At 42.7% G+C, this 16,937-nt stretch carries 16 protein-coding genes and 2 pseudogenes; 14 read left to right on the top strand and 4 right to left on the bottom strand.

The window, feature by feature from the left end:
• Nucleotides 1-12: 12 nt before the first annotated feature.
• Both AC3CHU_RS09985 and AC3CHU_RS09980 read left to right on the top strand, forming a co-directional pair.
• A complete protein-coding gene (locus tag AC3CHU_RS09985; protein ID WP_488524460.1) occupies nt 13-3,528 on the top strand; it encodes a hypothetical protein in 3,516 nt (1,171 codons plus the stop codon).
• 62 nt (nt 3,529-3,590) lie between these two features.
• Entirely contained in the window at nt 3,591-4,562 is a 972-nt protein-coding gene (locus AC3CHU_RS09980) for an OmpA family protein (protein ID WP_488524459.1), read from the top strand.
• Between the two features lie 92 nt (nt 4,563-4,654).
• Here AC3CHU_RS09980 and AC3CHU_RS09975 read toward each other — a convergent pair whose 3' ends face one another.
• Both AC3CHU_RS09975 and AC3CHU_RS09970 read right to left on the bottom strand, forming a co-directional pair.
• Nucleotides 4,655-5,074 carry a BLUF domain-containing protein gene (locus AC3CHU_RS09975; protein WP_065205509.1) on the bottom strand — a complete coding sequence of 140 codons (420 nt, stop codon included), beginning with the start codon at nt 5,072-5,074 and terminating at the stop codon, nt 4,655-4,657.
• 211 nt (nt 5,075-5,285) lie between these two features.
• Nucleotides 5,286-5,477 carry a hypothetical protein gene (locus tag AC3CHU_RS09970; protein ID WP_237290660.1) on the bottom strand — a complete coding sequence of 64 codons (192 nt, stop codon included), beginning with the start codon at nt 5,475-5,477 and terminating at the stop codon, nt 5,286-5,288.
• 527 nt (nt 5,478-6,004) lie between these two features.
• Between AC3CHU_RS09970 and AC3CHU_RS09965 the strand changes: the two genes are divergently transcribed.
• The 12 genes and pseudogenes from AC3CHU_RS09965 to AC3CHU_RS09910 all read left to right on the top strand — a co-directional run bounded on the left by AC3CHU_RS09965 (nt 6,005) and on the right by AC3CHU_RS09910 (nt 14,554).
• On the top strand, nt 6,005-6,430 hold the full coding sequence (locus AC3CHU_RS09965; protein WP_488524458.1) for a hypothetical protein: 426 nt from the start codon (nt 6,005-6,007) through the stop codon (nt 6,428-6,430).
• Nucleotides 6,431-6,666: 236 nt separating this feature from the next.
• Nucleotides 6,667-7,479 carry a hypothetical protein gene (locus AC3CHU_RS09960; protein WP_054546618.1) on the top strand — a complete coding sequence of 271 codons (813 nt, stop codon included), beginning with the start codon at nt 6,667-6,669 and terminating at the stop codon, nt 7,477-7,479.
• A gap of 123 nt (nt 7,480-7,602) precedes the next feature.
• Nucleotides 7,603-7,854: a TIGR03643 family protein gene (locus tag AC3CHU_RS09955; protein WP_054546617.1), complete on the top strand. Its 252-nt coding sequence runs from the start codon at nt 7,603-7,605 to the stop codon at nt 7,852-7,854.
• 47 nt (nt 7,855-7,901) lie between these two features.
• Nucleotides 7,902-7,991, top strand: a pseudogene (locus AC3CHU_RS09950) (DUF3465 domain-containing protein); the annotation flags it as partial.
• Nucleotides 7,992-8,041: 50 nt separating this feature from the next.
• A complete protein-coding gene (locus AC3CHU_RS09945; protein ID WP_488524457.1) occupies nt 8,042-8,581 on the top strand; it encodes a GNAT family N-acetyltransferase in 540 nt (179 codons plus the stop codon).
• An 11-nt stretch (nt 8,582-8,592) separates the two neighbouring features.
• Nucleotides 8,593-9,277: pseudogene (locus tag AC3CHU_RS09940) on the top strand (nucleotidyltransferase domain-containing protein).
• 146 nt (nt 9,278-9,423) lie between these two features.
• Nucleotides 9,424-9,933 carry an RDD family protein gene (locus tag AC3CHU_RS09935; protein WP_076645430.1) on the top strand — a complete coding sequence of 170 codons (510 nt, stop codon included), beginning with the start codon at nt 9,424-9,426 and terminating at the stop codon, nt 9,931-9,933.
• Between the two features lie 31 nt (nt 9,934-9,964).
• Nucleotides 9,965-10,357 carry an NUDIX hydrolase gene (locus AC3CHU_RS09930; RefSeq protein WP_488524456.1) on the top strand — a complete coding sequence of 131 codons (393 nt, stop codon included), beginning with the start codon at nt 9,965-9,967 and terminating at the stop codon, nt 10,355-10,357.
• A 388-nt stretch (nt 10,358-10,745) separates the two neighbouring features.
• Nucleotides 10,746-10,955 (top strand): MerR family transcriptional regulator, encoded by a 210-nt coding sequence (locus tag AC3CHU_RS09925; RefSeq protein ID WP_010434910.1) that lies wholly within the window; start codon nt 10,746-10,748, stop codon nt 10,953-10,955.
• Complete coding sequence (locus AC3CHU_RS09920) at nt 10,956-12,212, top strand: site-specific integrase (protein WP_488524455.1); 1,257 nt, start codon at nt 10,956-10,958, stop codon at nt 12,210-12,212.
• 277 nt (nt 12,213-12,489) lie between these two features.
• On the top strand, nt 12,490-12,843 hold the full coding sequence (locus AC3CHU_RS09915; protein ID WP_488524454.1) for a hypothetical protein: 354 nt from the start codon (nt 12,490-12,492) through the stop codon (nt 12,841-12,843).
• Between the two features lie 586 nt (nt 12,844-13,429).
• Nucleotides 13,430-14,554 (top strand): AraC family transcriptional regulator, encoded by a 1,125-nt coding sequence (locus AC3CHU_RS09910; RefSeq protein ID WP_488524453.1) that lies wholly within the window; start codon nt 13,430-13,432, stop codon nt 14,552-14,554.
• Here AC3CHU_RS09910 and AC3CHU_RS09905 read toward each other — a convergent pair.
• Together AC3CHU_RS09905 and AC3CHU_RS09900 are read right to left on the bottom strand one after the other, a co-directional pair.
• The gene (locus tag AC3CHU_RS09905; RefSeq protein ID WP_488524452.1) at nt 14,458-15,363 is read right to left on the bottom strand and encodes an alpha/beta fold hydrolase; all 906 of its coding nucleotides are present in this window, start codon (nt 15,361-15,363) and stop codon (nt 14,458-14,460) included. The two genes, AC3CHU_RS09910 and AC3CHU_RS09905, sit on opposite strands and share 97 nt — an antisense overlap.
• 552 nt (nt 15,364-15,915) lie before the next feature.
• Nucleotides 15,916-16,839, bottom strand: a complete 924-nt coding sequence (locus tag AC3CHU_RS09900; RefSeq protein ID WP_488524451.1) for a LysR family transcriptional regulator — start codon at nt 16,837-16,839, stop codon at nt 15,916-15,918.
• Between the last annotated feature and the right edge of the window lie 98 nt (nt 16,840-16,937).

Below are 16,937 nucleotides of genomic sequence, written 5' to 3'. Positions count from 1 at the left end.
TCTGGAAATTGTATGAAAGTATTTAGTAAGTCTCGTTTAGCGACGTGTGTGTTGACTGCCATCCCAGTGATGGCGGTAGCGAAAGACACAGGTAAGCTTGAAAAACTCGGTTCTGAGACGACTGGCATTGAAATCACCAAACCGAATCAAGACCAAGACAGCTCACGTATTTACCTAGAGCAAGGCGCTATTTGGGCAAGCCGTGACATCACTCGCTTTGACCCAGTATTAGATGTCAGTGTCAGTGATGAATTAGAAGTCGAACAAGGCACACTGCGTGACAGCGTCGGTTTCACCATCACCACCAACTATGGCTATTACATCAAAAAGTACCAGTTAGAAGTGTATCGTGTCGGTGATTTTGGTTTGTCTGAGCCAATTGTTGTACTTGGTGGCGACAAACTGGCAAACGATTCTGATATCAACTGGGATGGCCAAACCGATGTTGACTACCAATTTGAAGTCGGTGAGCAGTTGATGTTCCGCCTAAAAGCGTGGGACAAAGATGGCAACATGGATGTGACCACGGTTGGTGTCACGGATTTGGTGAAGCCTGACTCTGAAGTCGATATTGATCGAAACGATAACGACGATGAAGAGAGCAAAGACAAAAGCTACGGACAAGCTAAGCTGATGCGTCACAATATCCCAACCAATGCGGGCTTAGCCAAGTTCATTGGTACCGGTTTAAAAGGCGTCGATAAAGTCATCATTGGTGAAGACGAATTTGACGTTGAAGACGGCAACTTATACGCAGAGCAGTACTTACCTACAGACTCCTATATTTTCCCAACCAAGGTTGTGTTTGATAACGGTGATGAACGCCGTTACAAGTTGTACGTTCGTATCCCAGATACTTATTACGCGCAAACGGGTTTGGCTGATCTTTATGTTGGTAAGAACAATGTTTCTGGCAATAGCGATGCATTAAGCGTCGATGACCAGTATCAAAATGACATCTATAATCAAGGTCGTTTAGCCTACTTTGGTCAAGGTAAATTTGGTGACAAGCTTCGCGTGACCACTCACTTCGATACTCGAGAAAGTGAGATCAAAGACATGTTCAAACATCCGTTCGCATCAGACGATTCGGATGTATTCGATATCCTCGAAGACGACGATGAGCTGTATTACGGTAACTATGGTGACAGCTCAAACATCGAAAAAGTGGTCAACACTAAGGGTAAGGTTTACCTCAATGTGGAATACGATAAATCGCAATACTTGTGGGGTAACTACAACACAGGTTTAACTGGTACTGAGAACAACGACTACAACCGTAGTTTATATGGTTTCAAAGCTGATTACCGCACTCGCGATACCACTCAATACGGTGAAGACCGCTTGAACGTGGTCGGATTTACGGCAGAAGCTGACTCCTTGTATGCGCATGATGAGTTCTTAGGTACGGGCGGTTCTCTGTATTTCCTTCGCCACGGCGAAGCGGTACCGGGAAGCGACAAGGTTTACGTAAAAGTAAAAGATGAATATGGCCTAGTACAAAATGAAATCCCACTTGAGCCGGGCGTCGACTATGACTTTGACCCGTACCAAGGTCGCATTATTTTGACCAAGCCACTCGACAACATCCTATCCGACAGCTTTGGCAGCGTGATTGAAAACGGCGACGACTACGAAAACTTTCTGGTTGTCGACTATGAGTACGTCCCACAAGGTTCTGACTCATTAGATGCGATGTCTTACGGTGGTCGTGCCAAAGGTTGGGTCAACGACTACGTTGGCGTGGGCGTGACGTATGCGACTCAAGAAAAGGACAACCAAGACTACGAGTCTTACGGCACCGACTTAACGTTACGTGCGACAGAAGGCACCTACATTAAAGCTGAATTTGCACACAGTGAAGGTACTCAAACAGAGTCGAATTTTGTTTCGGTTGATGGTGGTTTAACCTTTACGCCAATTGGCGACACATTAGAAGATCGTGAAGGTGACAGCATTCAAATTACTGCTGTGACGAGCCTTTACGATCTTGCCCCAACCATTTTTGGTGCAGTCGGTAATGACTTGAAACTTTGGTATCGAGACAAAGATGCAGGATACAGTTACGCAAGCAGTAGCGATGACCTAGAACAAGAAGCCTACGGTGCAGAACTTCGTTTGCAAGCGACCGATCGCTTGGCGGTTCTATCTCGTTTCTCTACCAATGAAGAGCGTGATGTCGACGGCAATTTAGAAGCGGATACTGAAACCATTGAGGTCGAGACTCAAGTTAAAATCACTGAACACATCAAGGTGTCTGCGGCGGGGCAACAAACTGAAGAGCTTAATCAAAACGACGAGCACAGCGATGCGACCTTAGCGGGTGTGCGTTTGGAATACATGTGGGACAGTGACAATAGCGTCTACATTAAAGGCCAAACCACAGTCTCTCAATCGGATGACTACGACGAGAACGATAGCGCATCGATTGGTGCTGAATTCCAAGTATTGGAAGACTTGTCATTGGGTGGTGAATACACCGACGGCGACCGTGGCCAAGTTGCTGAAGCAACGGTGACTTACGATGTATCCGATGACCACTCAACCTACGTAACTTATGTAGATGATAACTACGAAGGCCAAAACAACGTGATTGTTGGTCAGCGTGCAGACCTGACTAGCAGTGTCGATTTCTACCAAGAGAACCAGTTCGTTGATGAAAACGATGGCCACGGTCGTATAGACTCGTACGGCTTTGGTTACGATGTGACGGAAGATGTCGAGATGGGGATCGGTTATCAACTTGGGGGAATTGAAGATGACCAGAACATCACCACAGAGCGTGAATCTATTAGCTTCAATGCTTCAATTGACCTAGGTGACATCACCTTAAGTCACAAATTTGAATATCGAGTGGATAAGAGTGAAGACGACCCTGACATCGCTCAGCGAGAGCTACAACAAATCGTGACGACCAACCGTTATACGCATCACTTAACGGAAGAGTACACATTGTTCGGTAAGTACAACTACTCCATTACCAAAAGCGAGACTACGGGCGAAACCATGGCGCAATTTACCGAAGCCACTGGCGGCCTCGCGTATCGTCCGATCTACAACGATCGACTCAATTTACTGAGCCGCTACACCTATATTGCAGATTACGACCAACTGGATCGCGATGTGGATTATCAAGACGAAACCAGTCAGATCATTGAAGTTGAAGCGATCTATTCGATCGACCAACACTGGGATGTCGGTACTAAGTACGCGCACAAAGACAAACAGCAAGCTTTTGAACGAGCGTCTGGTTCGAATGAGCTGGTTAAAAGCGATATCGACCTATACGGGTTAAGCGCTTCTTACCGCGTGATGAAAGAGTGGGATGTGACGGGTGAATACCACTGGAAAACAGACACTCTCAACGATGAGCTAGAACACGGTGCACTAGTTTCGGTGAACAAGCACATCGGCGAGAACTTCAAAATGGGGATTGGTTATAACTTCTCTGCGTTTGATAGTGACTTAACCAATGATGATGACTACGACGCATCCGGTGTGTTCATTAACTTAGTCGGTAAGATCTAAGCCAGCCCAAAAGTGGGTTGAAAGTTAAGAGTTGAGAATTCGAAGTGACAGTTAAGAGTAAGATGAAAACAATTATTTTCCTAATAAGCGCAGTGATGAGTACGTTGCTGCTTTCCGGCTGTGCAACCGACACGTACGTGAGTCAGGAGAACCGAGACAAGTTTGCTGGCTTAGATGTGTCTAAGTTTTTAATCAGTGAATGTTTGGCGCCTGAACGTGAGGTGCATGTTGCTATCGCAGAGCATTTTGCGTTTGATAAATACAAAATACGCGACTTAGATGCGATCAACTTAGATGCCTTTGTAGAAGAGATCAGAGGTCTAAAAGGGCGTATCACAATTGTTGGTCACACCGACTACAAAGGCTCATTGGAATATAACCAACGTCTTTCACAGCGTCGCGCTAAATCCGTCGCAGACTATTTGACAGCGCACCTCGATCCAACGAATTACGATTGGGAAGTGAAACACCTTGGTGAGACTCAACCTCTGTTGTTTGGTAAAACTGATAAAGACCGAGCGGAAAACCGCCGTGCATTTATCGTATTTGAAGAGGCTCAAAAGTACGAAGAGATGCCTTTCTGTGAACCACCAAAACCAGAGCGTAAGGTGTACATGGCAATGACGCCGCACTTTGATTTTGATAAATCAGTGCTTAAGCCAGAAGACTTAACTCAGTTGGATGATTTCACGGCTCAGTTGAGTGGCTTGCAAGGCAGTATCATGGTAGCAGGGCATACCGACCAAGCGGGTTCGCTCTCTTATAATGAGAAGTTGGCCGAGCGCCGCGCCGAAACGGTGGTTGAATACCTCAAAACCAAACTCGACCCTAAGCAGTTCATTTGGGAAGTGAAGTCGTTTGGTAAACTACAGCCAGCGATCAATGAGCGCACTGAGAAAGCTGATGCGCTAAACCGCCGCGCATTTATCGTATTTAAAGAGTCAGATATTACTGCGGAGCAGAAAATGCTTTCTGGTAGTCAGCAACAGGCCATTTCTGACAGCGATCAGGAACCACAAACTAATAGCCAATAGATTAGTGTGAGAATTAGATATACAAAAGCCCCATACATTGGGGCTTTTTGCTCTGTGGATTTTTGATTTATGAACTTGCATTAGTATAGTTATTACTCAGAAGGTAGATTCTGTTTCAGTTCTAACAACATTTGATACGCACTTTCCCCAGACATTTCATATGGATTAAATTGATCAGAGGTTGAGAACTGTAAATTCAATAATGCGGTCAAACTAGATTGTGGAATGTCACCCATTGACCAATCACCAAACTGTCGGCTATCAATTTCTTTGTAATAAAGAATCGTCACGTTGCTGTGGCGTGGGTCATTGAGAATGTGATTATAGGTATTATTGACCGCATCTCTTGAACCTTCAATACACTGAAGAAAGTACTTTTGATTATGGCTCAGGAGCCCCGTTAGATGGCTTTGCTTATTGTGGTCACGGGAAATATCCAAAATATCGTCCAAAGCTTTAGAATCGCAACTTTCACAAAGCGTGCTGACATAAATCAACCGAGTTAGGAACATAAACACCACTTCACTTTTTGTTTAAAGGTTACTTACAAATATAAGCCAAGTTGATGGAATTGCTAATCGATTGGCAACTTTTGGTTGAATATAGAGTGGTGTACTTGTCTGTATTTATCTAGTCAAAAGGAGTTGTCGAGACCGGAACCCTAATCAATAAACGGTGAGCTATATTATCTAAGCCCACCATCTAAGTAATTGAATCTGATATTTAGTTCTTCACTACCGAGATCGATTCAACGTTTGAAGAAGCATCAAAACGAACATTGACCAATACACTCTCTCGTTCGAAAGTCACATCATCAAAGTCAGTAGCCGCGATCTTGAATCCATTTCTTGCGAATAAACTCGTCACTGTTGTTCGTTGTTTCTGTTCCATAGCGCATGTCAGTAGTTCATTCATCGTGATCTCCATTAGGTAACCGTGTGCATAGCGCAAGCGTACAGTCTCTTTGTTATGAGATCAATTGCTTAATTGATAAGCTATGTTGATATGTTCAATTGAATGATTTTGGTATTCAAAAAATCAATAATCAAGAGGGAGGGTGGCTGTTCTGATTATGGAAGATGGAGCGTTATGTGACCGTGGTTCAGCATTCCTAGATCGTGAGATTCATTGCAAAAATCTCTTTGATATAAGTAGTTACAAAGCAGGGTGAACCATGCCCGCCGTTTAGTATGTTCGGTCGATTATCGGAATCACTATCGGCCTATATCTCACTTAACTAAAGTACACCGATTTATGATGAGTAGATTCCTTAATAAGCCTTCTTTCTATTGAAATTTAACATGTAAGATGGTGTTGTTATAAGTGTTATTAATTACATAAGCTTGATTTTAATATTGGTTTGATTTATAAAATAAGCGCTCGTTCATTAACTTCATGATTATATTAGTTTTTACTAACCTTTAATAACATGGAGAAAGGCGATGAAAAAGAATCAAACACGCAACAGGTTAGCGAATTTAGTGCGACTTCGTAGGTCATACAAAGCATCAGACTTTCTGGTGAGCTCTAGCGAACTCCGAGTTAAGAAAGATGTGTATAGCTTACGTAAAATCAAACAGTTAGAAATTCGTCAATTGGGTCTTAAAGAAAACGCAATCAATATCGTTTCGTTGGCTTTAGTCCTCTCGGCTGCGACTTGGGCATTTGTTCCTCAGTTCGGTTTACCGATGCTCGCGCTGACCTTTATCTTGGCGTTTGTTACATGGCGAAGATATGAGTTGCGTGCAGAGTTTAAAGGAGCCGATGAAACTGGCGACCATTGGGTTTCCGTGGCGCGCGGTTGTACTCGAGAAGAGTTCAAAGTGTTGAAAAACGTTGAATTGGCTTTACGTGGTCAGGTGTCTTAATACTTTAAATTTCTTCGTATTTGGGCCTTGTTAATGCCAGGGTCTTATAACCGTTAAGCTCTCATAATCAATAAGGCTCGTCATTGTATGGCGAGCTTTTTGTTTTCTGAAAAACATCGATAGAGCCGGTTACTTTGAGAGACCAATGCTTATATGTGTAATGGGGATCGATATGAATCTTAAGTTACGGCATTTATGATGCTTTTTGTGGTTTTGAATATAGGGAGAGGGTGGAAATGAATACACGAGTCAGTGAGGGTTCTTTTAAAAGGCTTATCCAGTTAGTTGGTTGTGTTTTGATTATAGTGTTGAGCAATAGCCGACTCTCCAATGCTCAAAGCATCGAGTTTCCTACTTGTGCGAAGAGTGAGGTTTTGAATACAGAGATCCATCTTTATGTTGATGAATCGGTGTTAGCCGAATACTCCAAAGCATTTGTTGCCTCTAAAATAGCGACATGGGAAAGCTATTCGAATTTGGTATTGAAGAACTCCTGCATCCCTATGACGAGAAAAGTTACCAAGGTGACTTATACGCCAGAAATCGACAGCCTTTGGTTTCAAGATTTGGGCGCAGCAGAGAGGTTATTAAAACTCTCGATGGATGAGCCGATTCCAGAAACAACAGAAGACGGCGTCCCCATTTTTACTGGGATAGTATTTTCTAATTATAATTTTAGCTTTGAGTCTGATTATTGTGGTATGTCATCTTCAGTATCCTACTTTTTTTCTTTAGCGGTAAACTGCCCTGATTACTTAATGGAGCATGAAATTGGCCATTTAAGTGGTGCTAATCATGACTATAAAACGTTATTGAAAGATTTTGATAGTATCGAAAGTTACATTTCTGGAACGTATCCAAGAGCTCCTCAATACTCCTTCGGCGCAATTTGTGCTGACAGAGGGACAGTGATGTCTTATGAGAGAGATGTTATACCTGCTTATTCCAGCCCGGACATCAGAGTGGATGGCATAAAGTGCGGGGATAGCAAATACCACAACAATGCGAGAGTGCTTAGAGAGTTCGCACAAGCTTATTTGACCCCATGATTGCCTCGCTGCTAGCCTGTTGTTTTATCGAACTTTATAAGTCGTGGAGTTCAAAGTGGTCACCTTGTGATCTTTAAATTTGGAACGAGCGTATTTCTCCCAGTTAATTAAGGAAGAGTATGTATGATGTTATCCAAAGAGAATGAATCAAGAATTATTGAAATGGCGTGGGAAGACCGAACGCCATTTGAGGCAATAGAGCACCAATTTGGTTTAAATGAATCACAAGTGATTCGTTTTATGCGTAGCCATCTCAAGCTTGGCAGTTTTAAGCTGTGGCGTTCACGTGTTTCTGGGCGCTCAACCAAACACGTAAAGTTGCGCAGTTCGGGCGTTTCGAGAGGTTATTGTCCGACTCAGTACAAGCACCGCTAGATAGGGACTTATTTAGTCAGTCCAATGACATTTCATTATGGAATTAGAAAGGTGGCGTAATGCACTGGACGCACAAAGACCCTCGTAATCATCACACTCATGGTTGGTTGAAGCATAACGGGAAAGTATACGAGTAAACACCTCCGAGACTTTTCCCTTCATGGCTATAAAATAAAAAGGAATTTTGATGTTTAAGCTAGAAACTGACAAGTTGATTCTTCGAGATATGACGCCTCAAGATGAGTCTACGTTTGTTGCTATGTCTCAAGACGTAAAGTATCAGCGTTTCTATGACGAAAGTGATTGTGAACCTAACAAATATCGAGAGCTAACTCAGTTGTTTGTTGCACAGGCTTTGGAAGTACCACGCCAGTCCTATCAGCTAGCGGTTGAAAGCAAAGATTCAGGGAAGTTTATTGGAATCGTTTGTTTACGTCTTGAAGGCAACCTACAAGCTTCAATGGGCTGCGCTTTCTCAAGGGAAACTCAGGGAAAAGGGCTTTCTATAGAAGCATCTGAAGCCCTCGCTAATTTTGGTTTCTCAGAGTTAGGCATACACCGCATCTACGCCGAAACCATCAGTAAGAACTTGGCAGCCATCAAATTGTGTCAGTCACTGGGAATGAAAGAAGAAGCGCGCTTTGAGAATCATCGATTTTTCAAAGGTCAATGGTGGGATACAGTTGTGTTGGCGGCTCTAGATTCTGATTGGAAAAAGGCTTCGTGATGGAAAGTGGCATACAGAAGCTAGATAGAGGGCTCGATAGAGAAGGATTTATTCAAAATCTTTATTCGCCAAAGAACATTGCGCCTGAATTTCAAGAAGTGGTGTCAGCAGTCGTTGATTCGTTGCTCTGATTTGGATGTTTCTATCGTACTCGCTACGCCTGTTGGTCAGAGAGAAAAGGAAGTATTTAACCTACTTTCCGACACCATACCCCAAACCTATCCTCAAGTGACTAAGCTTGATATTGATCCAGGGTCTCTCTCAGAGGTTCTGCAGCCCAACGAAGAATTCCATTGGCAGTTTTGGCTCAAGCATTGTTGCTGTTGTATTTGGGGGAATGATTTATCTATAAAGTTTCCACGATATAAGCCCAGTAATGAAATAGCCCAAGCTCTTAATGGTGACTTGTCTACTTTTCTTAAGCAAATGCCCTCGAGTTTCAAAACAATGACTAATGCGGATGTCGTTAAGGTAATTGGTAAAAAGTTAGTGCGATCGGCGTATTACTTTGTGGCCGAGCAAGATGGCAGTTGGTACACCAACCTGAGCCAGTGTGCTGCAGTCGCCAAGCGCTATTACTCCAATCAAAGCGACGATATTGAGCTAGCTCATCAATACGCTCTCGGAAACTTGATATCTAAAACAGAAGCTTTTGAATTGTATGAAAGGCTGAGCAAAAAGCTGATTCGAGAGTAGGTGAATCGGCTAGTCAATTTGGGGGAATGGTGGTATATGCATACCACTTCGCATTTGTTTTATAAATTATAGTCAGTTTAATGTTTTAAAAACTGATGTGTTGTAGTTTCTCTCTTTCGTTATCGATAAGTGCTTGAGGAACAAGAATGTACGCCAATAAGTATTCAAATTTTTGGAGACGCTTCTTTGCTATCTGGATAGATTCAATCGTATTTTTGCCATTGGAATGGATAGATGATTACGTGCTTTCTGGAGTGATTAGTTCAGGTGGTGTTTTTGCTTGGGGAATTGTGAATTCACTAATAGGGATTACTTACTACGTTGGTATGCATGCCAAATATGGACAAACGATTGGTAAGATGGTCACGAGAGTAAAAGTGGTCGATGTATCTGAAAGCAGAAACCTAACCCTCAAACAGTCTTGTATGAGAGATATTGTCCCAATCATGCTTATACCTTTTAGTCTCTATGCTTATGCACAACTGTCGTTCTACGGCCAAACCTGGGAAAGCTTAGAGCAAGGCCGAGTCTTTATTTTTGTTGGTTACGCAATGATAGGTTGGGTTCTTTTAGAGTTCATCTCTATGTTGTTTAATCACAAACGCAGAGCGATTCACGACTTCATTGCGGGTTCTGTTGTCGTAAAGAAAGTCTAAATATATAAACTATGGCCTAAGGAAACCCCCAATGGATGTACACGAGTGTGTTTCTTTTATCTTGCTCAACGAATCACAAGTATTGCTGGAGAAGCGAAGCGAGTCTAAGGAGACCGAACCTGGCCTAATCACCATACCTGGTGGTCATATTGAGCACGGTGAGAATCAGGTTCAGGCGCTGTTTCGTGAACTCGATGAAGAGCTTAATGTAGCTCCGATTGATTACCAATACTTGTGTTCGCTTTACCATCCTACGAAGGAACTTCAGTTGATTCATTATTTTATCGTGAGTGACTGGAAAGGAGATATCACCGCTCAAGAGGCTGATGATGTTAAGTGGTATTCACTAGGTTCAGCTCCTGTTGGTATAGCAGCCGATGGTATTGCTTTGAAAGAAGTAGAGCGCGTGGGTAGGTATCTTTAGTTTGGATTCGATAAGATGTTTTGGACGTTTTTTGAGGGCTCAAAAACGGTGAAACCCCGATGTTGGTAGTAATCTTAGCTGTATGGTATTGATTTATATGAATTTCATGTATTTAGAGTTGGTGGCTAAGCTCTAATTGGCCTAAAAAACGGTTAAAAAGGCCAATAAAATAGTCAAATAAAATCAATGAATTAGCAACTTGGTACTACTGTATTAGTCCACCCTAACGTGGGCTTGAAATCGATTCGTTGAATAGTTTTACGCTTCGGGAATCCTTTTCGTTAATTGCTGCGCAAATAGAATGTCACTGAAAAAATCGTGCATAGTTTTTCTACCAGTAGATGAAAAATCTTAATTTTCATGTAGTGAGAAAGGTAAGGAGAACGACATGGCGACGCGTAAAATCAGACCTAGACAATTTATTGATGAGTTTTACCCTGATTCAGGGATATGCAACACCACCATCATAAACTGGATTAAACATGGCAAGCTCGAGGGTACTAGAACGCCAACGGGCCGATATTTAGTCTGTGTTGACGACGAGATAGGGAACCCTGCAGACAGGGTGAGTGAACTTCTAAGATTCTTGGAGTCATAAATGGTTGGTAGAGCTAGAAGCAAAGAAACGGCTCATTACCCTCCATTCTTGGTGAAAATGAGCCATAGGGGGCAATCTCGATTTACGACCGTAGATGGTGTGAAGAAGCTATTTCCTATCGGGACTGTAGAGCAAGAAGCGATACAAGCTGCGCATGTTTACAACTTGCAATATCGTCCTGAGCTAGGAAGCGCGTTTTCCCTTTCTGAGATGACCCCATTTCGCAAAGCTGTCTCCAAAGGCCGTAAGGACAAATTTAATCGGCCTTTAAAAGAGTGGCTTCCATTAGTGTTGTCTCGTGTGAAGAAAGAAGAACGGCTTTCCAAAGACGTTTATCGAAATTTGGAAAGGGACTGTAACCGCCTTGATGAGTTCATGGGGCGGTTGCCAACCAAATCGATCAAGTTACAGCACATCAATGAGTTCCTTTCGAAATACTATTCAGAGTTAAGTAATCGTCAGCTCAACAATAAGATCAGTAACCTTAAAAAGGTATTTTCCTATCTTGCTGATGAGAGCGCTATTGAGAGTAATTTTGTACTCAATAAAAAACAGCGTCGATTGACCAGAGAAGATTACACAAAAGCTCGCCACGACCTAGATATCGAAAACTACCAAAAAGTCTACGATGCAGCACCACTGTTTCTTAAGGTTGCAATGAGCCTAACTCTTGAGACGACTCATGCTGTGAGGGAGATCTATAGGCTTCGTTATCGTATATACAAACCACGGGAAGGTGTTTGTGGGATTCTTTGGAACCCTGACAAAGAGGTGGAGTATGTTGATGGACATGCTGTGTATGGAATGCTTTATGTTCACCGAGAGAAGGTGAAAAAGTCCGATGCTTCCACTGTGGCCATTCCTGTCACCCTGACGATTAAAGACATTGTTGACCTTTCTAAAACATCGAGATTGATTTGCCCTTATATCGTTCACCGTAAACCCAAACAGCAGCAACGTGGTATTTCAAAAGAGACGGACCATCTTTACCAAGTACATCACCACAATATAAGTAAAGAGTTCAGTAAGGTTCGAGACTCTTTAGGGCTTTATAGTCACCTAAAGAAATCGTTAAGGCCGACCTATCATGAAATTCGAGGGCTGGCTGCTCGAATGATTGAACAGCAAGGGCAGAGTGCTACCGAGCGAATGGCGCATGCGAACGCTAAAACAACAAAAATCTATACAGGCACAAGTGACATTATTTGGCACCAAGTACCACCTGTTGAGGTTATGCCGAAAAGTGGTCAGAAGTGATTTGTGTTAGTTGTTTAGTTATGGGGGAATTCGGAATCTGAAGGCAGAAACAAGTCGCCAAAGGGGCCCAAATCAGAAGCGTTCGCGTCCTATAGCCTCGGTCCACAATATAACGACTTATTTCTTAACCAAGAGCGATCAAACGCTATCCAAACTAAAATCAAAGAAAGTTAGGAAAGATGAAGCAGTTTCAAAGATAAAGGGCGTTGGTAATAAAACGGGTGATAAGTCGGTAGATGAAATCGTTGATATACTGCACTGTACTAGAAATGTGGCTGTGGTATGGAATCATAATGCTCAGCTAGTGAGTTGGTATCTAGACCCTCAAAGTGTCCCTAATAAGCTCATCCTCGACCAAGACCTGATGGTAGGACTTATGAAAGGTGCGGACATAAAATTGTCTGGTGAGATCAGCCGATTATATAATGACAAGCACTATAAAGAGAAAGGCTCTAAGGTCAACCAAATGGACTGTCAGATGTACATCCTGACCGCTACTGATGATCCTGTAACGTTTGTAAGGAAAAACGGAACACGCATTTATGAGCTCGGCGGCTGGTTATCTCGCTATAAGTTAGACAAAAATAAGTTTTTAGAGCAAATAATTCGCGGGTTGGAAAAGAGCACCTAAGGAGCTCGGTGTTGAGACTTAGTTTTATCTATCCCTATCCCTATCCCTATCCTTTAACGCCCGAAGATAATTGAGGGCCATCATTAGTGTCGAGTTAAACGTTTGAATCTAAGTGTCACGAATGAGGTTAAAGAAGTGGCATTAATAACCGCCCCGTAGGTTTAAGGGGCGCACGCCTCTTAAAGATTGAGAGTGGCTGGTTTACTGGAGTTTTAGAGAAATTTTGAATGCTACACAGACTTTCTATGGTTTGAGATCTAGATTAAAACTTAAATCTACAGAACTATCTGGCAGGGACGAGTTGGATACTCTATTTGAGGATGATTGACTAGCAATGACGTAGGTAACAAACTCCTGTCAGCGTGAAATTTGAACTAGTTTTCCTTTCCTTATGCATTTCAGTTGTCAACGTATAAGTCACTAACCCTAATTGAATAGAGGACATAGTCCGATTTTTGAGAGATTACTTTATAACCTCAATCAGCTAACATATTGTGAACTTACCATTTTTTAGAAGCACTCTAGATTGATAGACGAGGAATATTGCGATATTAGTTAGCTATGACTTAAAATTTTGGTAACACTCATGGCAGATAACTCTATCGATAAATCCGTTTCATTCGCCTCTGTCATTGAATTAGTAAATGCCTATTCACTGTTGCCTGCCGCTTTGCGTGAACAGGTAGAAGCATCTAATCACTTTGATGGTATAATGCTGGAGGCTATTCAAAACAGCGCTAAGCTAACGTTGTCGGCTCGACTTCCAGAAAGCCAAATGGTTGCCTTATGGTCACTACTCGAACAGCACCATCCATCGCCCGAAATTGGACTCATCATAGGGCAAACTATATCTCCTAAATCAAAAGGTGTACTCGCAAGTTGGGTAAGCCAATGCGCGACGTTAAGAGATGCATTTAACACGTTCCAAAGTAATATTTTTCTGATGAATGCTTCGGAGTGTTGGCAAGTGGATGACGATGGACAGCAGTGCCGCTTAACCCTCTCCATTGAATCACGCCATGATTACCCTAGAGCCGCCATTGAACGCAGCATGAGTGCGATGGTGGCATGGGCAAGAATGCTGAGTGCCCAGCCTTTCCCACTAACCAAAGCTAAATTTGGGTATTTAACTCCGCACTATGTGGATAAATATCAACCCGCCTTTGGAGAAATCATTGAATTTAACAGTGCTTATCACCAGTTGATATTTGAGTCGAAATGGCTCAACCTTCCCATTGCGACAAGTAGTGAGTATCTGAAAACGATGATGGCAAAAACCGCACAAAGTCATCTTGAGACACTAACCAAAACCCAACCTCTCCAGCAGCAAGTCAGGACCATAGTAGCAAACGCACTAGAAAATGGAGAACTGCTCAGCGTAGACAAAGTTGCGCAGCAATTACACTTCAGCCGACAAACGCTCTACCGCAAACTGGTAAAAGAGCATACCTCCTTCCAGAGTATTCTTGATGATACTAGAAAACAGCTAGCAGTCCGTTGGCTAACTCAAACCCCGCCTCCAAGCCTTACCGAGTTGAGCTATCGTCTTGGTTTTAAAGATACCAGCAGCTTCTACAAAGCGTTCAAGCGCTGGCACCAGGTTACTCCTAAGGCTTACCTTATCGAGATAAACTGTTTAAATGCCTCTGCTGATCGCTCTGGGACCTCTTCCATCGGTAAGTGTCCAACATCGTCATACACAATAGCATAAGAGCCCCGAATATCACGCTCAAATCTTCTCGCATTTTCAGCTGGAAAATAACGGTCTTCCTTCCCCCAAAGAATAAGCGTCGGCTTAGCAATTTGTGTTATCTTTTCCGAGTCCTCATCCAGCGATGCCTTGACGCGACGTGTGAATCCCTGTCGGTTTTGTTGGTAGGTAGTCAGTTCGTAGTAACGATCAATCAACACCGCACCCACAAGTTGCGGGTCGAAGTAAACTTCTTTAAGCTCATCTTCGAATATAAACCTTGGAGTGACATGTTCCATTATTTTATCGATGACGGGCCACTGGGCCATCTCAATGCCTGGCGGCCACGATTCTTGCGGGTAACCTAACGCATTTATCAACGTAAGGGTTATAACCTGCTCTGGATGTTGCAAACCGTACTCCCACACTATGCGTCCTCCTAAAGAGCTACCTACAAAATGTGCCTGTTCGATGTCGAGCTCTCTCGTAAATGCGTTCAAAAAGGCAATATCGTCAGCGATTTCGTACTGGTTTTGAGGCAGATGCCCAGTCAAGCCAAAACCCGGCAAGTCCATACGTACGACGCGGTAGTCTTGTTTGAGGATTTGCGTCCATTGCTCCCACGCGTGAAGTGACGACGAAGTGCCATGCAATAAAATCACCACCTCACCCTGTCCTTCATCTCGGTAATGCACTCGTTTACCTTCAATAGTGGCAAATTTAGAAGCGTGATTTGTGTATTTCTGTTCAATAGCTTGTGAGCTATTTTGTGCGCCACACCCTTGTAGCAAAATGACCAAAGCCATCATTGGTGCCACATTCCAATTCATACTTTCCTCTCCCTATTTACTGCGTTTTCCATTCTAGAAACTTGAGTGTAGAGGCTATGGTGGTGAGAAATAGGTCTTAGGGTTGCAATATAGTGTTTTTAGGGCTTATTTGACTTTAGTGAGGGAACAAGAACGAAGGAGGTGAAAGGAAAGAGTGATTTAGCACACAGACCAAGCCATGCCGGCTTGGTCTGTTCTCGTCTGGTTAGCTGACCTTCGAAGCATCTGATAATGTTTTGCCTGTTCACACTTAAAATTGAGCATGATCCTACCCTATTTCATCGGATTAGATTTAGTATGGAAAAAGTCTGTGAGCAGGATATGAATGAGTGAAAGGTCTACCAAATAATGGGGCAATTCTGAGTTACGAACCATCAGACACGCTGAACTTTCACATAACTTCCAGTATCGCAACTATACGGGCAGCCATTATGCAGCAATCTAAATTAACTCATTCATTACATGTTGATATTACGAAACCTTTAAAAGGATAGAAGTAACTAACCGATTAGGTAGGGTACATTGTTGCTTGGCTTCATTACCCACATAGCTTCATGGATCAATATTACGCATTTGATCATGCTTAATCGATAAATCTTCTTGCAAAAAATCCAACAAGTATCGATGTAACTTAGGCTGGTATTGTCTTGAGGGATACAGCGCCCATATGCCAACAGGGTTCACTTGACAGTCTGTTAGCAGAATAGTGAGAGCTCCAGCTTGTGCTTCATTGTCAATAAAAGGCAGAGGTAAACATGCTATACCTTTGCCATTAATCGCTGCATTAAGAAGTATGGAACTATCATTTACAGAGTAGTTACTTGTGACCGTCACATTAATGGGCTGAGCAGATTTAGATCCGACCTTAGGAACAAACAGCCAATCATTGCCTATTCGTTTGTGGATCAAGCAGTTGTGATCGAGTAAATCTTCAGGAGATAAAGGAGCGCCATGTTCTGCTAGATATTGAGGAGAAGCGCAAACCACCGATGGGCAATCAGCCAATTTCTTTCCAATTAAAGATTCGGGTAGGTCGTTACTTAATTCAATTGCCATATCAATTCCATGTTTAATCAAATCCAGTGAATGATTCGACAACGTGAGTTCGACTACAATTTCTGGGTACTTAAGCATGAATCTCTCAATAGCTTGAGCAAGATAAAGCTGACCAAATGAAATGCTCGTTACCAGGGATATTCGACCTTTGGGCTGAGATTGTTGCTCTTGAGCAAGGCTATATAACCGGTCATTTTGCTTCAAAATATTTTGGCAAAAAGGTAATAACTCTCGACCTACATTTGTAATTCCTAGGCTTCTTGTTGAACGATATAATAAACGGACACCTAGCGATTTTTCTAACGCAGCGATGTGGCGAGTCGCCATGGAGCGTGATATTCCTAGCTCTTCAGAGGCCGCAGTTAGGCTACCTAATTCCACAATAGAAACAAATACTTCCATCGATATGATTCTATCCATACACCCTCAATAGTTCGATTTATGCAACAATCTATTGACGTATAGCATATATATCAACTTCAAACTAGGATTTATACTGACCTTATATTCCAATACCG

The sequence above is a fragment of the Vibrio sp. QJM3NY_39 genome, from assembly GCF_057785895.1.
The sequence above is the reverse complement of the archived record's forward strand: the minus strand, read 5'-3'. Positions and strand labels throughout refer to the sequence as shown.

Excerpts from the sequence above, each read along its gene's own strand:
- AC3CHU_RS09965 (WP_488524458.1), top strand. The coding sequence starts at position 6,005 with ATGAAAAAGAATCAAACACGCAACAGGTTAGCGAATTTAGTGCGACTT.
- AC3CHU_RS09910 (WP_488524453.1), top strand. The coding sequence starts at position 13,430 with ATGGCAGATAACTCTATCGATAAATCCGTTTCATTCGCCTCTGTCATT.
- AC3CHU_RS09980 (WP_488524459.1), top strand. The coding sequence starts at position 3,591 with ATGAAAACAATTATTTTCCTAATAAGCGCAGTGATGAGTACGTTGCTG.
- AC3CHU_RS09975 (WP_065205509.1), bottom strand. The coding sequence starts at position 5,074 with ATGTTCCTAACTCGGTTGATTTATGTCAGCACGCTTTGTGAAAGTTGC.
- AC3CHU_RS09930 (WP_488524456.1), top strand. The coding sequence starts at position 9,965 with ATGGATGTACACGAGTGTGTTTCTTTTATCTTGCTCAACGAATCACAA.
- AC3CHU_RS09960 (WP_054546618.1), top strand. The coding sequence starts at position 6,667 with ATGAATACACGAGTCAGTGAGGGTTCTTTTAAAAGGCTTATCCAGTTA.
- AC3CHU_RS09900 (WP_488524451.1), bottom strand. The coding sequence starts at position 16,839 with ATGGATAGAATCATATCGATGGAAGTATTTGTTTCTATTGTGGAATTA.
- AC3CHU_RS09970 (WP_237290660.1), bottom strand. The coding sequence starts at position 5,477 with ATGAATGAACTACTGACATGCGCTATGGAACAGAAACAACGAACAACA.
- AC3CHU_RS09985 (WP_488524460.1), top strand. The coding sequence starts at position 13 with ATGAAAGTATTTAGTAAGTCTCGTTTAGCGACGTGTGTGTTGACTGCC.
- AC3CHU_RS09920 (WP_488524455.1), top strand. The coding sequence starts at position 10,956 with ATGGTTGGTAGAGCTAGAAGCAAAGAAACGGCTCATTACCCTCCATTC.
- AC3CHU_RS09905 (WP_488524452.1), bottom strand. The coding sequence starts at position 15,363 with ATGAATTGGAATGTGGCACCAATGATGGCTTTGGTCATTTTGCTACAA.
- AC3CHU_RS09955 (WP_054546617.1), top strand. The coding sequence starts at position 7,603 with ATGATGTTATCCAAAGAGAATGAATCAAGAATTATTGAAATGGCGTGG.
- AC3CHU_RS09945 (WP_488524457.1), top strand. The coding sequence starts at position 8,042 with ATGTTTAAGCTAGAAACTGACAAGTTGATTCTTCGAGATATGACGCCT.
- AC3CHU_RS09935 (WP_076645430.1), top strand. The coding sequence starts at position 9,424 with ATGTACGCCAATAAGTATTCAAATTTTTGGAGACGCTTCTTTGCTATC.
- AC3CHU_RS09925 (WP_010434910.1), top strand. The coding sequence starts at position 10,746 with ATGGCGACGCGTAAAATCAGACCTAGACAATTTATTGATGAGTTTTAC.